This is a genomic window from Lysinibacillus sp. UBA5994, assembly GCF_002429725.1.
In the GTDB taxonomy this organism is placed as follows: domain Bacteria; phylum Bacillota; class Bacilli; order Bacillales_A; family Planococcaceae; genus Lysinibacillus; species Lysinibacillus capsici.
In genome coordinates this window covers 15,695-31,994 of the sequence record NZ_DJAU01000061.1, presented here as the reverse complement: position 1 = coordinate 31,994, position 16,300 = coordinate 15,695, and the positions used below count along the sequence as shown (strand labels likewise).

At 37.0% G+C, this 16,300-nt stretch carries 17 protein-coding genes; 13 read left to right on the top strand and 4 right to left on the bottom strand.

Going from position 1 to position 16,300, the window contains the following annotated elements:
* Window positions 1-180: 180 nt before the first annotated feature.
* The 8 genes from B3D98_RS20885 (at window position 181) to B3D98_RS20850 (ending at window position 6,639) form a co-directional block, all read left to right on the top strand.
* Window positions 181-492, top strand: a complete 312-nt coding sequence (locus B3D98_RS20885; RefSeq protein WP_103118482.1) for a PTS sugar transporter subunit IIB — start codon at window positions 181-183, stop codon at window positions 490-492.
* A gap of 18 nt (window positions 493-510) precedes the next feature.
* Complete coding sequence (locus tag B3D98_RS20880; protein ID WP_004226783.1) at window positions 511-831, top strand: PTS lactose/cellobiose transporter subunit IIA; 321 nt, start codon at window positions 511-513, stop codon at window positions 829-831.
* A gap of 47 nt (window positions 832-878) precedes the next feature.
* Entirely contained in the window at window positions 879-2,204 is a 1,326-nt protein-coding gene (locus B3D98_RS20875) for a PTS sugar transporter subunit IIC (RefSeq protein ID WP_048392124.1), read from the top strand.
* Between the two features lie 24 nt (window positions 2,205-2,228).
* The gene (locus B3D98_RS20870; protein ID WP_288585847.1) at window positions 2,229-3,311 is read left to right on the top strand and encodes a DUF871 domain-containing protein; all 1,083 of its coding nucleotides are present in this window, start codon (window positions 2,229-2,231) and stop codon (window positions 3,309-3,311) included.
* A 300-nt stretch (window positions 3,312-3,611) separates the two neighbouring features.
* A complete protein-coding gene (locus tag B3D98_RS20865) occupies window positions 3,612-4,373 on the top strand; it encodes a tRNA threonylcarbamoyladenosine dehydratase (protein WP_048392126.1) in 762 nt (253 codons plus the stop codon).
* A 141-nt stretch (window positions 4,374-4,514) separates the two neighbouring features.
* The gene (locus B3D98_RS20860) at window positions 4,515-4,901 is read left to right on the top strand and encodes a hypothetical protein (RefSeq protein ID WP_048392127.1); all 387 of its coding nucleotides are present in this window, start codon (window positions 4,515-4,517) and stop codon (window positions 4,899-4,901) included.
* 209 nt (window positions 4,902-5,110) lie between these two features.
* Entirely contained in the window at window positions 5,111-5,629 is a 519-nt protein-coding gene (locus B3D98_RS20855) for a hypothetical protein (RefSeq protein ID WP_048392128.1), read from the top strand.
* 293 nt (window positions 5,630-5,922) lie between these two features.
* On the top strand, window positions 5,923-6,639 hold the full coding sequence (locus B3D98_RS20850; RefSeq protein ID WP_288585842.1) for a hypothetical protein: 717 nt from the start codon (window positions 5,923-5,925) through the stop codon (window positions 6,637-6,639).
* Between the two features lie 81 nt (window positions 6,640-6,720).
* On the opposite strand, the gene B3D98_RS20845 is transcribed toward B3D98_RS20850, so the two are convergent.
* Window positions 6,721-8,007, bottom strand: a complete 1,287-nt coding sequence (locus B3D98_RS20845; protein WP_112118174.1) for a replication-associated recombination protein A — start codon at window positions 8,005-8,007, stop codon at window positions 6,721-6,723.
* 203 nt (window positions 8,008-8,210) lie between these two features.
* On the opposite strand from B3D98_RS20845, the gene cymR reads away from it, so the two are divergent.
* From cymR to B3D98_RS20820, 5 genes are all read left to right on the top strand, one after another.
* Complete coding sequence (gene cymR, locus B3D98_RS20840; RefSeq protein ID WP_004226809.1) at window positions 8,211-8,630, top strand: cysteine metabolism transcriptional regulator CymR; 420 nt, start codon at window positions 8,211-8,213, stop codon at window positions 8,628-8,630.
* A gap of 275 nt (window positions 8,631-8,905) precedes the next feature.
* The gene (locus B3D98_RS20835) at window positions 8,906-10,054 is read left to right on the top strand and encodes a cysteine desulfurase family protein (RefSeq protein ID WP_112118175.1); all 1,149 of its coding nucleotides are present in this window, start codon (window positions 8,906-8,908) and stop codon (window positions 10,052-10,054) included.
* Window positions 10,055-10,132: 78 nt separating this feature from the next.
* On the top strand, window positions 10,133-11,257 hold the full coding sequence (gene mnmA, locus B3D98_RS20830; protein ID WP_004226816.1) for a tRNA 2-thiouridine(34) synthase MnmA: 1,125 nt from the start codon (window positions 10,133-10,135) through the stop codon (window positions 11,255-11,257).
* Between the two features lie 74 nt (window positions 11,258-11,331).
* On the top strand, window positions 11,332-11,991 hold the full coding sequence (locus tag B3D98_RS20825) for a tetratricopeptide repeat protein (protein ID WP_048392133.1): 660 nt from the start codon (window positions 11,332-11,334) through the stop codon (window positions 11,989-11,991).
* Between the two features lie 172 nt (window positions 11,992-12,163).
* Window positions 12,164-13,609, top strand: coding sequence for an MDR family MFS transporter (locus B3D98_RS20820; RefSeq protein ID WP_288585829.1), 1,446 nt, complete (start codon window positions 12,164-12,166; stop codon window positions 13,607-13,609).
* An 89-nt stretch (window positions 13,610-13,698) separates the two neighbouring features.
* On the opposite strand, the gene B3D98_RS20815 is transcribed toward B3D98_RS20820, so the two are convergent.
* The 3 genes from B3D98_RS20815 to hisA all read right to left on the bottom strand — a co-directional run bounded on the left by B3D98_RS20815 (window position 13,699) and on the right by hisA (window position 16,279).
* Window positions 13,699-14,448 (bottom strand): GTP pyrophosphokinase, encoded by a 750-nt coding sequence (locus tag B3D98_RS20815; protein ID WP_048392669.1) that lies wholly within the window; start codon window positions 14,446-14,448, stop codon window positions 13,699-13,701.
* 779 nt (window positions 14,449-15,227) lie between these two features.
* Window positions 15,228-15,515, bottom strand: a complete 288-nt coding sequence (locus B3D98_RS20810; protein WP_048392136.1) for a hypothetical protein — start codon at window positions 15,513-15,515, stop codon at window positions 15,228-15,230.
* Entirely contained in the window at window positions 15,512-16,279 is a 768-nt protein-coding gene (hisA, locus tag B3D98_RS20805; RefSeq protein WP_054550059.1) for a phosphoribosylformimino-5-aminoimidazole carboxamide ribotide isomerase, read from the bottom strand. The genes B3D98_RS20810 and hisA overlap by 4 nt, the downstream gene beginning before the upstream one ends.
* Between the last annotated feature and the right edge of the window lie 21 nt (window positions 16,280-16,300).

Here is a 16,300-nt window from a genome sequence, read left to right as displayed (position 1 = left end):
GACTATACCAGTTGATTATAATCATTAATTTCACGACAAAATTGATATAGCCCAATTTTGTAAATAACTTGATATAAATAAATTTAATGTAAAATTTATATTGTGGTATATACCAATAGGTGCTATTCTCAAAATAAGTAAGCGATTACACAATCGAAGAAAATAAAAGGAGTGTATCGAATGAAAAACATCATGTTAGTGTGTGTAGCAGGTATGAGTACTAGTTTATTAGTGTCGAAGATGCAAAAAGCGGCGCAAGAGCAAAATATTGAAGCCGATATTTACGCCATTGCTGAAGGAGAGGTGGAAAAGATCTTAGCGACAAAGAAGGCTGATGTTCTTTTATTAGGCCCACAGGTTCGTTATTTGAAAGGTTCATTTGAAACAAAATATAAGGATAAAGGCTTTCCAATCGATGTGATCAATATGGCGGATTACGGCATGATGAACGGTGAAAATGTCCTGAAACAGGCTCTACAACTAATTGGATAAAAGAAGGGGCAATGGGGAATGGAAGATACAGCATTAATGGCATCCATTATGGGACTGATTGTGCATAGTGGAAATACGAAAAGTGAGTGTATGGAAGCTATTCAGCTAGCAAAAAAGGGGCAAATTGAGGCAGCAAAAGAAAAAATCAAATTAGCGAATGAGTCATTAATTGAAGCGCATCATGCTCAAACGGGGTTACTGTCTCAAGAAGCAAGGGGAGAAAAGGTAGAGGTTTCGATGTTATTAATTCATGCCCAGGATCATTTAATGAATGCTATTACTTTTCGAGATTTAGCACAGGAAATGATTGAGCTATATGAACGAATTCAAGGGGAGTAACATCAAATTTTGATGTTATCAATAAAAAGCAAAGGGAGTGTATGTGAGTGTTCCGTTTTTTAGAAGAAAAGTTTGTACCGGTTGCTGCTAGGGTTGGGAATCAGCGTCATTTAGTTGCCATTCGTGACGGATTTATTACGATTATGCCTTTAACGATTGTGGGATCTTTGGCTGTACTTATTAACAATTTGCCTATTAAATTTTATCAAAATACACTCGATGCCATTTGGAAACACGAGACATGGACTCAATTTGGCGGTAATATTTGGAGTGCTACATTTAATATCATTTCACTGCTACTTGCCTTTACTGTTGCTTATCATCTTGCTAAAAGTTATCAAAAAGATGGTCTGTCTGCTGGAGTAATTAGTCTATCAAGCTACATGACGTTTGGGACTTTCGGGGAAGGCGGATTAACCGGCTTAACAACAGGCACGGGTGGTATATTTATTGCTCTGATTGTGGCACTACTTTCTACAGAATTGTTTTGTAGATTGTCTGGCAATCCTAAACTACTAATTAAAATGCCAACTGGTGTACCACCAGCTGTTTCCAAATCATTTGCTGCGTTACTTCCTGCCATTATTACGATTGGAATATTTGCTTTAGTACGTACAATTATTTCAGCAGGTTTTGATATACCAGATATTGTCGGGTCCTTCTACTCTGCGATTCAAGAGCCATTTATGGGTCTAACAAATACATGGCTTGCTGCTTTAATTTTGGCATTTATACCTACATTTTTATGGACACTTGGCGTACATGGAGCAAATATCATCGAACCATTCATGCAAACGATTAATTTACCAGCTATTAATGAAAATGTTGCAGCAATCTCTGCTGGTAAAGTTGCGCCTTACATTGTCAATAAACCATTCTTTGATGCTTTTATTAATATGGGAGGCTCTGGTACAACAATAGCACTTATTATTGCGATTTTCATATTTGCGAGAAAGAATAAGCAATATAATACAGTTGGGAAATTATCCGCAGCACCTGGGATTTTCAATATCAATGAGCCATTACTTTTTGGGTTACCAATTGTATTAAATCCGGTTTTATTTGTTCCGTTCATTTTGACACCAATGATAAACGTAACAATTGCATTCTTTGCAACGAAATGGGGCTGGGTGCCAGCCGCTACCGTTTCACCGCCTTGGACAACACCGCCGATTATTAATGGTTTTTTAGCAACTCAATCTTGGCGTGGTGCTGTTTTGAGTATGGTCTTAATTATCATCGCTGTTTGTATTTATCTGCCATTTATCTCGATGGCGAACCGTATGGCAAGGCAGAATGAGCAAAAAGCTGCTTTAGCGGCACAGAGTGAGGAATCTGTAGTGGAATCCAGAGGACAAAAAGTGGAAGTATAAGCATCAATTAACGGAGGGTTTGAAGTGAAAAGATTAGGAATCTCGCTATATCCGCAGCATAGTACGCTAGAGGAGATGAAGCGCTATGTTCAACTGGCTCATGATAATGGCTTTGATCGTATATTCACATGCCTAATGTCATTAAAACAGGATGAGGAGCGTCAAAAATTACAACAAATCAACGAATTTGCGCAACGCCTCGGCTTTGACATATCCGCTGATATTGCACCAGGTGTTTTTGATGATTTGGGCTTAACTTATAGGGATATTGGCTATTTAAAAGAACATTATTATTTGGCAGCCTTACGTTTAGATATGGGATTTTCAGGTCAAGAAGAAGCGTTGATGTCACTCGATGCAAGTCATCTAAAAATAGAATTAAACATTAGTAATGGTACGAAGTATGTAGATAATATTATCTCTTATCAGCCCAATAAAGAGAACATTATCGGCTGTCATAATTTTTATCCAAAACGATTTACGGGGCTATCTCGTCAGCATTTTTTACAAACGTCACAACACTTTAAAGCGCACAATGTGAGAACAGCAGCAATGATCTCCTCACAACATGGTCAATATGGACCTTGGGAGCAAACAGAGCACGGGTTACCTACATTAGAGGAACACCGTTATCTCCCAATCACTGTACAGGCGAAAGATTTATGGCATACAGGGTTAATTGACGATTGTATTATTGGCAATATGTTTGCTTCTGAGGAAGAACTACGTGCATTAGGACAATTAAATCGTAATAAGCTTGAGTTAAGGGTTGTCCAGTCTGAAGACACAAGCATTTTAGAGGAGACGATTCTTTATAAAGAGCCTCATTTTAATCGGGGTGATGTGTCTGAATACGTGATCCGGAGCACCCAATCTCGCGTAAAATATAAAAATGGAGATTTTCCTGTGCATGATATACGGCCATTAAAAAGAGGAAATGTCACGATTGATAATAATTTAGATGTTCGTTATAAGGGAGAGCTACAGATTGTGCTAAAGGACATTCCGAATACAGGATCGAGTAATGTCGTAGCTAGAATTGTCGAGGAAGAACTATTTTTATTAACATGCATTCAACCATGGGCATCATTTGGTTTTACAAAGTAAAGAAGAGTGAGAAAGAGATTGAGTCATCAATCTCTTTTTCTTTATGTGGTTGAGCATAATGTTATATAAGATTTACCTGATTAATGAACTAATTTTAATGTGCCATTTTACCATATATAGCAGAATTGGATGGAATTTTTTTATGGATTATTATCTCAAAGGATTGAAGTAGACAATTTTGACTTTTTCTTTATATTTTTATCTTGAACAATAACATGATAAAATGTAAGATAGGTTTTGATTTTATCTTAGTATATAACTAGGTTTACTAATAAAATTTCATAGATGGAGAGTGTCAGGATGTTACATCAATTTTCACGTAACGAGCTCGCAATAGGAACAGAGGGTCTCGAGAAATTAAAAAATACAACGGTTGCCATTCTTGGTGTGGGTGGTGTCGGTTCATTCGCGGCTGAGGCATGTGCACGAAGCGGAATCGGCCGTATTATTCTAGTCGATAAGGACAATGTAGATATCACAAATGTCAACAGACAACTTGTTGCATACTTATCAACAGTTGGTCAATCAAAATCAGCTGTCATGAAAGAGCGTATTGCAGATATTAACCCAGCATGTGAAGTGATTGACATGCACATGTTTTATACGGAAGAAACCTATGAAGAATTTTTTGCACAAGGCATTGATTATGTAATCGATGCAAGTGATACAGTGATGTATAAAATTCATATAATGAAGGAATGTTTAAAGCGTAATATTCCTATTATTTCAAGCATGGGTGCAGCAAATAAGATGGACCCTACTCGCTTCCAAATTGCAGATATTTCAAAAACACATACAGACCCATTGGCTAAAATCATTCGTACTAAGCTACGTAAAGAAGGTATTCATAAGGGTGTTACGGTTGTATTTTCAGATGAAAGTCCAATTGTCGTACGTCCAGATGTTGTCGAACATGTAGGTAAGCCGGATGCAGCAATTCGAAAAGCAAAGATGCCACCTTCATCTAACGCTTTTGTACCGTCAGTAGCAGGTTTAATTGCAGCAAGCTGGGTAGTCAATACCATCCTAAAAGATGTGAAAATTACGCGCGTACAAGGTTAATACCAAATACGGTGCTTTGGTAATAGTCAAAAAACAGCATAAATGTTCATTTTCGTAGAAGTAGCTGCCTTAATTGTATTTAGAGGTAGCTACTTTTTCTATGTTACAATTAGACCGTTGTAAAAAAGGAGGCGTATACAAATGGAAAAAATTTATCAAATGGAGTATAGAGGTTTAAATCTTTTCGACGAGATTAGCACAGTAGAGTTAGCTATAGATGAAGAAAACCAAACTATACATATTTTTGATGTTGGACAGGTTGTCAGCCCCATTTTTAATTTTGATGTATCAGCCTACGAATTGTCAGATGGTTTTTATAAAATGGCTGATGTTCTGCGACACAAAAAAATCTTAACGAATCAACAAGCAGGTAGTGATTTAACATTAAGTGAATGGTTAATTATGAACAATGCTTATTTTTATATACCTCAAAAGCGCATTAAAAAATATGTGCATGGAAGTATTATTGAAATTATCGATCGAGCAAACGAACCATGCTTATTTGATGATTATGTACAAAGGGTATAATTTTACCAAAATAGTTCCTCTTATGTACATAAAATGCTATTAATTCACGAAATTGTCTTATTTTTTTCATGTCCACACTACTTCATATGGTTTATTGCTATAATTTGAATCATCCATTAGATAATCGATCAGTTTGTTTGAGATGCTTGGTGCTACTCAGTGAATAGCCAGAAAGCTAAACAGCAAATGACATATGGGAGAGTGGGAAAATGGAAATTCAAGTAATTCGTGATCATTTAGATATTGTTAAACTTCAAGAGAAAATGAATGCCATTGTATTTGACTATTTGGATACATCCAACAACTATCCGAAAGCCATGAGAGAATTGAATCCTTTATATATACAAGTCACTACCTATTATAAGGAATATGTTAATCAGCGGGCAGGGGAATTACCGAAAGCAAATACGTATTGGCATTTATTTATCGATTGTTGTGCAAAATTATGCTACTTTTTAGCTGCATCGACCTATTATTCTTCGAATGCTTTGCAAAAAACGCCTGAAAAAGTAGAGCATTTATTAAAAATAGCAGCCTATTCCTTACCGAGTATTGAGCAGGAAGAGAATGAGCAATTATTAGAAGATATCATGGCTCTTTTAACTGAAGTGCTAGAAGATGAAGAAAAAGCAACAAACATACGCAACGAAGTACTGTCACAAAAAGGTGAAGTGAAGCAATGTCTTCAACAATTTAAATTATTTGTGGAACAAGAACTTCCTGCATAAACCTTAGGCAATAATAGACTATCTATTTTCTGAAAATAGCCTATACGTCAAGAATCTACGTAACTTATTGGGATTTAAATCAGTTTTTTCTACAATGTTCGATGTGGAAAGAGAGTGATTTATTTGCCTCTTTTAGTAGCGTGGGTTCTTTTTTATTGTGACGAAAGTAAAAAGGCATATTTTCTTGAAAGGTATTTATGTTTTTTTGTCGAATTATAGTTAGAAAATTGGTAATATATGTGCTCACGCTGTAAGAACTTAGCTGAAAGAACTTATTGGAAGGGGGCTAAGCAATGATTGTAAATGGAATAGAAATAGATTTGGCGAATTTGGAAAAGCCGCTTTTATTAGTTAGTGAGGAAGATGAACTTTTATTTCTACAGCTTATCCAACCGACAATTGAACAGGAGCTTATTCAATGTCAATTAGCGCTCTCAACAAGGAAATCTATTTCATTGGTCAAAGATATTTGGTTGGCTATGTATAGAGATCGAGAAAAGCTTTACGTCAATAGCGGTCATGCCATGCTTTATCCAATACGTTTAATTCTTTTTGAACTAGTCACACAAGCAGAATATTTCCAACGCTTAGCAAAAAAATCACGTGGCGATGAATGTCTTTCCCTTATCTATGCAGTTATTCTTTTGCAATTTGTCTTGCAATGGTTAAAAGATCGATTTAGTGGAAATAAAGAGGTATATGGTGCATTAAAACGGTTATACAGAGTGTCAGATGATGAATTAAGTAATGAGCCCTCCTGTGAAACAAGAGAACAAAAAATTGCACAAGCAATTGCTGTAAAAGCAATTCGCTTTGAGGTAAGAGAAAACAATCAAGAGTTCGCCAGCTTGCTGTATCAGTCGTATAATTTGATTGTTTTTTTGCATAGTAAGGCAAATGAAGGAGATGTGAAAGAGTCCATTTTGCCATCACTTCGACATTTGGCAGAACCATTAAATTTGTTTTACCAAGAACGATATACAACAAATAACCCGAGCTTTACAGGATGATTGCTAGAGTAGCCTATCCTGTTGTTATATAAAAAGCAAAGTCATTTCAATTACTTAAGATAGTGACTTTGCTTTGTTTTATTATTTCTTATCTTGAAATGATTTTAGTTTGTCGTAGATGCCAGCCATGCGCTTTTCCTCACCAGCAATAACAGGTTTGTAGAATTCAGTTCCTACAAGTTCGTCTGGCAAATATTGCTGGTCTACCCAACCACCAAAAGTACCGATCGGTGTGTTATGAGGATATTGATAGCCAACGTGTCCTAAATCTTTTGCACCCTCGTAATGAGCATCTCGCAAATGATGAGGTATATCACCTGTTTTGCCTTCATGAATAGCCTTAATGGCAGCATCAATAGCCATAATGGCTGAGTTGGATTTTGAGGCAAGGCACATTTCAATGACAGCACTGGCAAGTGGTATACGTGCCTCTGGTAATCCTAGTCGTTCGGCTGCTTGAATAGCAGCTAATATATGAGGTCCGACTTCGGGATTAGCTAGACCAATATCCTCATAGGCCATAACAAGTAGGCGTCTGCTGACAGCCACTAAATCGCCTGTTTCCAATAAATGCGCTAGATAATACAGAGCAGCATTGGTATCACTGCCACGCACAGACTTTTGCAGGGCTGATAGTAAATTATAAAAATGTGATCCTTTTTTATCGCCATACACACCAATTCGACTAATGAGATGTTCAATGACATGGTCGGCAGCAACCGTTTGTCCATCCACCTCATCACTGGCATAGTAAATGGATTCTAGCAAAGTTAACGCCTTTCGTGCATCTCCATTTGCTGCGGCGGCAATTTGTTCAATTTGTGATGGTGTTAAGGCAAAATGATATTTACCTAGTCCGCGTCTTTCATCAGCAAGTGCTTTTTCAACTAGTTCGATTAAATTTTCCTTCGTTAAGCGTTTTAGCTGGTAAATTTCGCCACAGCGTGAACGAATCGCTGGATTAACATCATGATAGGGATTTTCTGTCGTGGCACCAATTAATACAATTGATCCATTTTCTACATGTGGTAACAGTGTATCTTGCTGTAATTTATTGAAACGGTGAATTTCATCTAGGAAAAGTATTACTTTCCCTGAAATTCTTGCTTCTTGTACAATATCTTCCACATCTTTTTTGCCAGCTCGTGTGGCATTAAGTGCGAAGAAAGGGAGCTTGGAACTTCCTGCAATGGCATTGGCAATGGATGTTTTACCGATTCCAGGTTCTCCATATAGCAACATGGAAGGGACGTGTTCATTTTGAATCATTTTATAAAGGGCTGTGTTGGGACCAATGAAATCCTGATGACCAACAATCTCATCAAGGGTTAAAGGTCGCATTCGAAAAGCGAGTGGTTCATTGTGCAAAATAACTTCCCCTTTCTGTCGTTGTCATTTTTTGCTTCATACATTTTTTTACGCTAAAATAAAGCACTCATATGGATTTTGAACGATTATGAATCGCTTTAATTAGTATATCATATCCTTCTAGGTGTATTTCCGAGTTCATCAAGAGGAGATTATGATATACTGTTGGTAGTATTTTGACTAGACTAATTGAGGGTGATAAAATGAAAATTTCAACAAAGGGCCGTTATGGGCTTACAATTATGATTGAATTAGCAAAGCATTATGGGGAAGGGCCAATTCCCTTGCGTAAAATTGCGGCGGAAAAGGAACTTTCAGAGGCATATTTAGAGCAATTAGTATCTCCGCTTCGTAATTCAGGCTTAGTAAAAAGTGTACGTGGTGCTTATGGTGGTTATATGCTAGCAAATCCACCTAGCGAAATTTCAGCAGCCCATGTTATTAGTGTGCTAGAAGGGCCGATTCAACCAGTAGAGGGTATTGAAAATGAAGAAGCCCCGCAACGTGAGTTATGGCTACGTATTCGTGATGCAGTAAAAAACGTGTTAGATACAACGACAATTGAAGATTTAGCACAATATACAGAAGAAAATGTAGTGGAAGGCTACATGTTCTATATTTAAAATAGTTTAAGCTAAAGCGCTACTCCTGCATTCACTTCATCTTTTTGGGAGATTGTGAACTATTCACATCTCAATGGCTATTTTTACGATGAGTGATGTGGGTTTTGTGCTTTTATCTCGATTCAGCAAATGTTTTGTACTAAAATGAACCACTAAGTACGGAAGACTCCCCACTTATAGAGGAGCGAAGAACACTTGTATTTTTTTGCAAGCATTAACTGAATAAAGCGAAAGCCTCTGGCGGATGTCACAGAGTTTAAAAAGGAGTTTTCAACATGAATTCATATATCTATCTCGATCATGCGGCCACATCTCCAATGAATGGCCAAGTAATAGAAGCGATGACGACTGCTATGCAAGAGGTATTTGGCAATGCATCGAGTATTCATAAAGCAGGTCGAGAAGCAAGGAAATATCTAGATGATGCACGTGAGCTATTGGCGAAATCAATTGGTGCGCAAGCAGGGGAAATTATTTTCACAAGTGGTGGCACAGAAGCTGACAATATGGCAATTTTAGGAACTGTCTATGCCCGTGCAAATGAAGGAAAACACATCATAACAACGCAAGTAGAGCATCATGCAGTATTACATACGTGTGAAAAACTTGAACGTGATGGCTTTGAGGTGACCTATTTACCTGTTGATCAAAAAGGGCGTGTCGCGATTGAGGATGTCCAAAAAGCCCTTCGTGATGATACCATTTTAGTGACAATTATGTATGGAAATAATGAAGTTGGAACGATACAGCCAATTGCTGAGATTGGCGCGCTATTGCGTGAGCATAGTGCCATATTCCATACAGATGCGGTTCAGGCTTATGGCTTAGAGTCCATTGATGTAAATGAATTACAGGTGGATTTATTGAGTGTATCTGCTCATAAAATCAACGGTCCAAAAGGTGTTGGATTCCTTTATCAAAAAGCAGGAACACCGTTAGCAAGTTATGCTCTTGGGGGCGCACAAGAGAAAAAACGTCGTGCAGGTACTGAAAATATACCTGCCATTATTGCTTTTGCGACTGCAGTGCAAGTTGCAAATGAGTTGCGTGAAGAAAAGCGTTCACTATACAATCACTTTAAGCAAATTATGCTTGCTGTTTTTTCACAGGAAAAGCTAGCATTCCATGTAAATGGTGATGAGGTGTATTCGTTGCCTCATGTCTTAAATATTAGCTTTGCAGGCATGGAGGTAGAATCATTTTTAGTGAACCTTGATATGGCAGGTATCTATGTTTCGAGTGGTTCGGCATGTACTGCAGGATCGATTGATCCTTCTCATGTGTTAGTAGCAATGTTTGGACAAAGTGCAGAGGAGCTACGAAATTCAATCCGATTCAGCTTTGGGCAGGGTTTAACGGAAAAGGATATACAAGATGCAGCAGAAAAAACGGCTCTAATTGTGAAAAAACTAGCTAAAAAATAATTTGCAAAATACTTATGTTATGTTTCGTTAAAATATTGAAACATAAACTGTAATTAGATAAAAGAAAAGGTGACCACAATGAAAGAAACACGTGACCCCTCTCAAATTCGAGTTGTTGTCGGCATGTCAGGTGGGGTAGATTCATCGGTGGCGGCATACTTGTTAAAACAACAAGGGTATGAAGTAATCGGGATCTTTATGAAAAACTGGGATGATACAGACGAAAATGGTGTTTGTACGGCAACGGAAGATTATGACGATGTAATAAAAGTATGTAATCAAATTGGGATCCCATACTATGCTGTCAATTTCGAGAAACAATATTGGGATAAGGTTTTCACATACTTTTTAGAAGAATATAAAGCAGGGCGTACACCAAATCCTGATGTTATGTGCAATAAAGAAATTAAATTTAAAGCATTTTTAGAGCATGCCATGAACCTTGGTGCTGATTATTTAGCGACAGGTCACTATGCACGAATTGATCGTAATGGTGATGGTGAAGTTAGAATGTTACGTGGCGTTGATGATAATAAAGATCAAACATACTTTTTAAATCAATTATCGCAAGAGCAATTGGCGCATGTAATGTTCCCAATTGGTGATATAGAGAAAAAAGAAGTACGAAAAATTGCAGAAGAAGCTGGCCTTGCTACGGCAAAGAAAAAAGATTCAACAGGCATTTGCTTTATCGGTGAACGTAATTTCAAAGAGTTCTTAAGTCAATATTTACCAGCACAACCTGGGAAAATGGAAACAATGGATGGCGTTGTAATGGGCCAACACGATGGTTTAATGTACTATACACTTGGTCAACGACACGGGCTTGGTATTGGTGGGGACGGCGAGCCTTGGTTTGTGCTAGGAAAAGATTTAGCGCGTAATGTTCTACTTGTCGGACAAGGCTTTGACAATGAATATTCGTATTCAACATCATTAACAGCTGTGAAAATGAACTATACTTCGACAAAAAAATTGCCTGGGAAATTTTCTTGCACAGCAAAATTCCGTTATCGTCAAACCGATACACCAGTAGAAGTTGAAATTTTACCAGATGGGCGTGCACACATTACATTTGCAGAACCTGTGCGTGCAATTACACCTGGCCAAGCTGTAGTGCTATACAACGGAGAAGAATGTATGGGTGGCGGAACGATTGATGAAGTCTTTAAAAGTAATGAAAAACTAACATATGTTGGATAAATTGCGTTAAGACTGCTTTTATGGCCTCTTGGCTTCCTAAAAGCAGTCTTTCGCTACATAGAGGTGAAGAACAAATGAATTATAATGAACAGGGCATCCAAGCATTTCAAGAAAAACGTTATGAGGATGCTGCTCAACTATTTACAAAAGCAATAGAGGCAGAGCCTGAAAATGCTATTGGGTATGTAAATTTCGGCAATTTATTAGCCGTATTAGAGGATACTGAACGTGCAGAACGTTTCTTCCAAAAGGCAATCACTGTAGATGAATCAGCAGCTACAGCCTATTACGGTCTAGCGAATTTATATTACAATGCTGAACGCTATGCCGAGGCCGTGAAGCTATATGAGCAAGCGCTAAAACATCATATTGAAGGTGCCGATGTCTATTATATGATGGGGAAATGCTTTGAACGGTTGGATAACTCAAAATTGGCATTACCATATTTACAACGTGCGGTAGAAATTGCTCCAGAGGATACACAGATTCGTTTAGCCTATGCGATAGTGTTATGTGCATTAGAAATGTTTGAGGAAGGGAAGAAGGAACTAGATCTCTTAATTGAACAGGATTGGAATAATGCAGATGCACATTATAATTTAGGCGTACTATATGCCGTGTCTACCGAACAAACAGAGGATGCAATGTATCATTTGAAACAAGCCTTTACCTTACAACCTGAATATGACCAAGCACGTTATATTTACGATATGATTGCTCAACGATTTAACTGATAGATAATAAGCAGCGAGTGAATGTTGATTAACATTCTTGCTGCTTTTTTATTGATTTTATCTAGTAATACAGAAAAAATTGTTTATTTTTTCATAAATTGAATCTCTTTCTCTTTTAATTCTAGTTCAAACTTGGTAATGTATGTCATGCAGGAAAGGAAAAGGTGACAGAATGAATAAAGTTTTTATTGCACTATTACTTGTAACAGCACTTGCTGCAATTGAGGGAACTATTGTTAGTACTGCTATTCCGAGTATTACGGCTGATTTATTAGGTGTAGACTTAATAAGCTGGATTTATTCTGCTTATTTACTAGCTTCAGCCATAGCGGCGATTATTTTTGGTAAATTAGCCGATTTATTTGGTCGTAAACGGATGATTATTACTGGTATCATTATTTTTTTAGTAGGTTCTATGTTATGTGGTTTAGCTCAATCCATGGAGCAATTAATTGTTTTTCGAGCAATTCAAGGTATTGGCGCAGGTTCAATTTTACCGATTACATTAACAATGGTTGGTGAATTGTTTAAGACTGAAAAAGAGCGTGCCAAAGGACAAAGCTATTTAAGTATGGTATGGGGCGTTTCTGGTGTAGTAGGTCCGTTATTTGGAGGCTTTATAGTTGACCAAGTATCTTGGCATTTTATTTTCTTCATTAATGTACCGTTTGGTTTAGCCTCTATTTATTTAATTGCTAAACATTATAAAGAACAACTAGAGGCAGTGAAGCGTAAAATTGACTACCTAGGTGCAGTGTTTTTTACAATTGGCATGGTTGCGTTACTGTTTGTTATTATCGAAAACAGTAAAACACAAACCTGGTTATCAGGTCAATCGCTGCTAATGTATGGTGTTGCTCTTGTATTCTTAAGTATTTTTATCTGGGTGGAGTTACGAGCAGAGGAGCCAATTATTCCGTTAACACTGTTTAAAAATGGACGACTAATGGTCATTAATGCATTAACTTTAAGCGGTATGTCTATTGTCATTGGTGTAACCGTTTATATTCCTATATTTGCTCAAAGTGTTTTAGGCAAAAATGCAACGCAGGCTGGTTTATTATTAACACCAATGTCTATTTTTTGGACGGTGAACTCGATTATGGCAGGTTATTTAATCGGTCGTTTAACAAATAAACGCATTATCCAAATGGGTACGATTTTACTTGTTACGGGTACACTATTGTTGGCAAGACTATCTTCAGATTCTAGTGATTTCAGCGTTTATTTCGCATCATCGTTAATAGGGCTAGGGATGGGCTTTATTATGCCGATGTTGATGATTTCCATACAAAAGGTGGCAGATCCAAAGCAACTTGGTATTTCAATTGGTTTGAACTCTTTTACAAATACATTTAGCCAAGCGATTGGTGCAGCGCTATTGGGTATGATTTTCAACCTAGCAACGAGTGAAAAAATGGCTTCATTAGGAAAAGGTGAAATTCAATTAAATGGTGAATTTGCAAAAGGTGGGTTTAAATTAGAAGAAGTAAGCTTTTTAAAGGATACTATTGCGAATGGCGTCAGTTATGTATATATAGCTACCTTTATTTTTGCTATTGGTGCTCTTATTTTCTCCTTTTTTGTAGCAACGAAATCAACAAGGAAAGCGCAATAGTGAATAAAAAGTAAAATCCACCTCACATTCTGTGATCAAGCAGCGTGTGAGGTGGGTTTTTCATTTGACGACTAAACCATAGAATAAATTTACTTTTTGAATAGAGTGTCATCAATTATTTGATTGCCAGGTAGTTCCGTTAAGTATTTCGCTAAATGTGCGATGGGGGTACTGTCTAGCAATGAAGGTTCGGCTTCATTTTCTTTTAAAATATTGATTTCCTTATTCAGTCGCTCCATTTTTCGATCTAATTCAGCTGCTTGTAGTGCGGCTTCCTTTAATTCATGTCGAATATGCTCTGGTACTTCTTTGTTATACTTATAATAAATTTTGTGTTCTAAGCTTGCCCAGAAATCCATTGCAATTGTACGAATTTGGATCTCTGTATAGACCTTTTCCATATGGTCTGACATAAAGATAGGAATTTTAATAATAAGATGTAAGCTTTGGTAGCCATTTTCTTTTGGATTGGCTATATAATCCTTCACCTCAACAACTTCCATGTCATGCTGTGCTTGTAACATGGCACTTACCTTGTAAATATCCTCCACAAAGGAACAGGTGATGCGAGCACCAGCTATATCGCGGATATTTTCACGCACAGCCTCTATTGATGGAGGAAGCTCTTTTTTCATCATCTTCGTTAAAATACTTTTAGGTGATTTTACACGTGTAGATACATGCTCAATTGGATTATATTCATGAATTAACTTAAATTCTTCTTGTAATATATTAATTTTCGTTTCCACTTCCTGTAGAGCAAATTTGTAAGCTAAAAAGAAGCGTGTTAATTCAGTTTGAAAAGATTTTAAAGTGTTTACTTCTAGTTCAGTTTTCATCGTTTGTAAATCCTTTCTTTTACGGTTTGTTGGATTTTTATTTTTCGTATAGCTGTGATGGCAACGAGATAGCCGATCATTGGTGAAATTCATAGCCCTAGGCATAGGAAAATGATCAACGAACGTGACAAGTATTGTCATTAGAAAATATAGACCTAAAGCTGCTACAACACCTAAAAAAAGCAAAATACTGCCCATATCAGTCATTAAAAAATAATTTGCTCCACATATGGAACTGAGGCTAAATGATCAAGAAAAATCCATGATGCGATGACAAAAAAAGCGAATAAGAGTAGTGAAATGTACTTCCAAATGGAATTTTCTATAGCTCTCCATAAAAGAATGTTTGATGCACAAGCAAACGTAATGATTTGCCCTGCATCTGATTCATTAATAATATACCTTCTATGATGAACTTCAATCCTATCGTCAATGATAAATTTTTATTGATTGAAAGCTTCCATAAATAAACAATTAATATAGGCAAACTAATACGAGCTATATAAAAATTAAACGGACCAAAAGTTATCCACCATGTTCTCTATCCACTATGAAAGCCTACACCATAGGAGATCACGGTGATTATCTCTATAAGAAGAGCGGAAAGCATAAAAATAAGGTAGGAAAAAAATATGTAGTTTAGTCATGGAAGCCCCCTGTGGTTTATGCTATACAATATATAACTCACATGACAATGAAAAGGTTTCAGAAATAGGGGCAAGGAAGAAATGCAGAAGAGGGTTTGAGGTTAAACAAAGGGAACCATTTGTCCCCTTGTTTTAACTAATAATTTCAGCATTTAAGTTATAGCGCTTATTAAACTCATCAACGAAAATTTGTAAATCAATATAGGTTCCAATATAAGGCTCTGTTTCTTGATCGCGTAAGAACCCACATGTTGCCTTTAGTGATTTTGAAAATTCCAATAACATTTGTTCGTTGTCAAGTTGTACATGAATCGCAAGAGAATGATCTTTTTTATTCACTTTAAAATACTTACCATCTATGATTCTCTCTAAATTAGTTTCTTGAAATGGAAAAACATAATCTTTATAAATGAGCTTCACAAGATCCCGCCTTTTTTACAATATTCGACTACATCTGTATAAAGTAAATCGCCACCAAAAATGGATAGCGCACTTCCAATGGTTACATGAAGTTTTCCGTGGGCTAATTGATTAAATTTTTCTAAGTCTTCGATTGAACGAACGCCACCTGCATAGGTAGTTGGAATAGATGTCCAGGCAGCTAAATCCTGTACCAAGCTTTCCTGCATACCACCCTTTTTTCCTTCAACATCGACAGCATGTATTAACAGCTCATCACAAAAGTCTTCAATATAGGCAATCGACGCAGCATTGACTTCGAAATGACTAAATGTAGTCCATTTATCTGTCATGACAAACCACTTTCCGTCACGCATCTTACAACTGAGATCAATGACAAGGTGTTCTTTACCAATTAATTGATTTAAGCGCTTTAAACGCGCTAAATCGAGCTGACCATCATGAAAAATATAGGATGTGACAATGACATGCGAAGCACCTGCGTCTATATACTTTTGAGCATTGTCAGCCGTAATGCCACCACCTATTTGCAAGCCTTGAGGATAGGCTGTTAAAGCGGATAGGGCAGCTTCTTCATTACCAGAGCCTAGCATAATAACGTGTCCACCTGTTAAACGATCTTGGGCAAACATTTGTGCATAGTGGCTAGCGTCATGTTGAGAAATAAAGTTTTCTACAACTGCTTGATTTGTATATCCCAAAGTGCTACCTACAATTTGCTTTACTTTGCCATCGTGTAAATCGATGCAAGGTCTAAATTCCAATAATTTCACAATCCTTCCGTG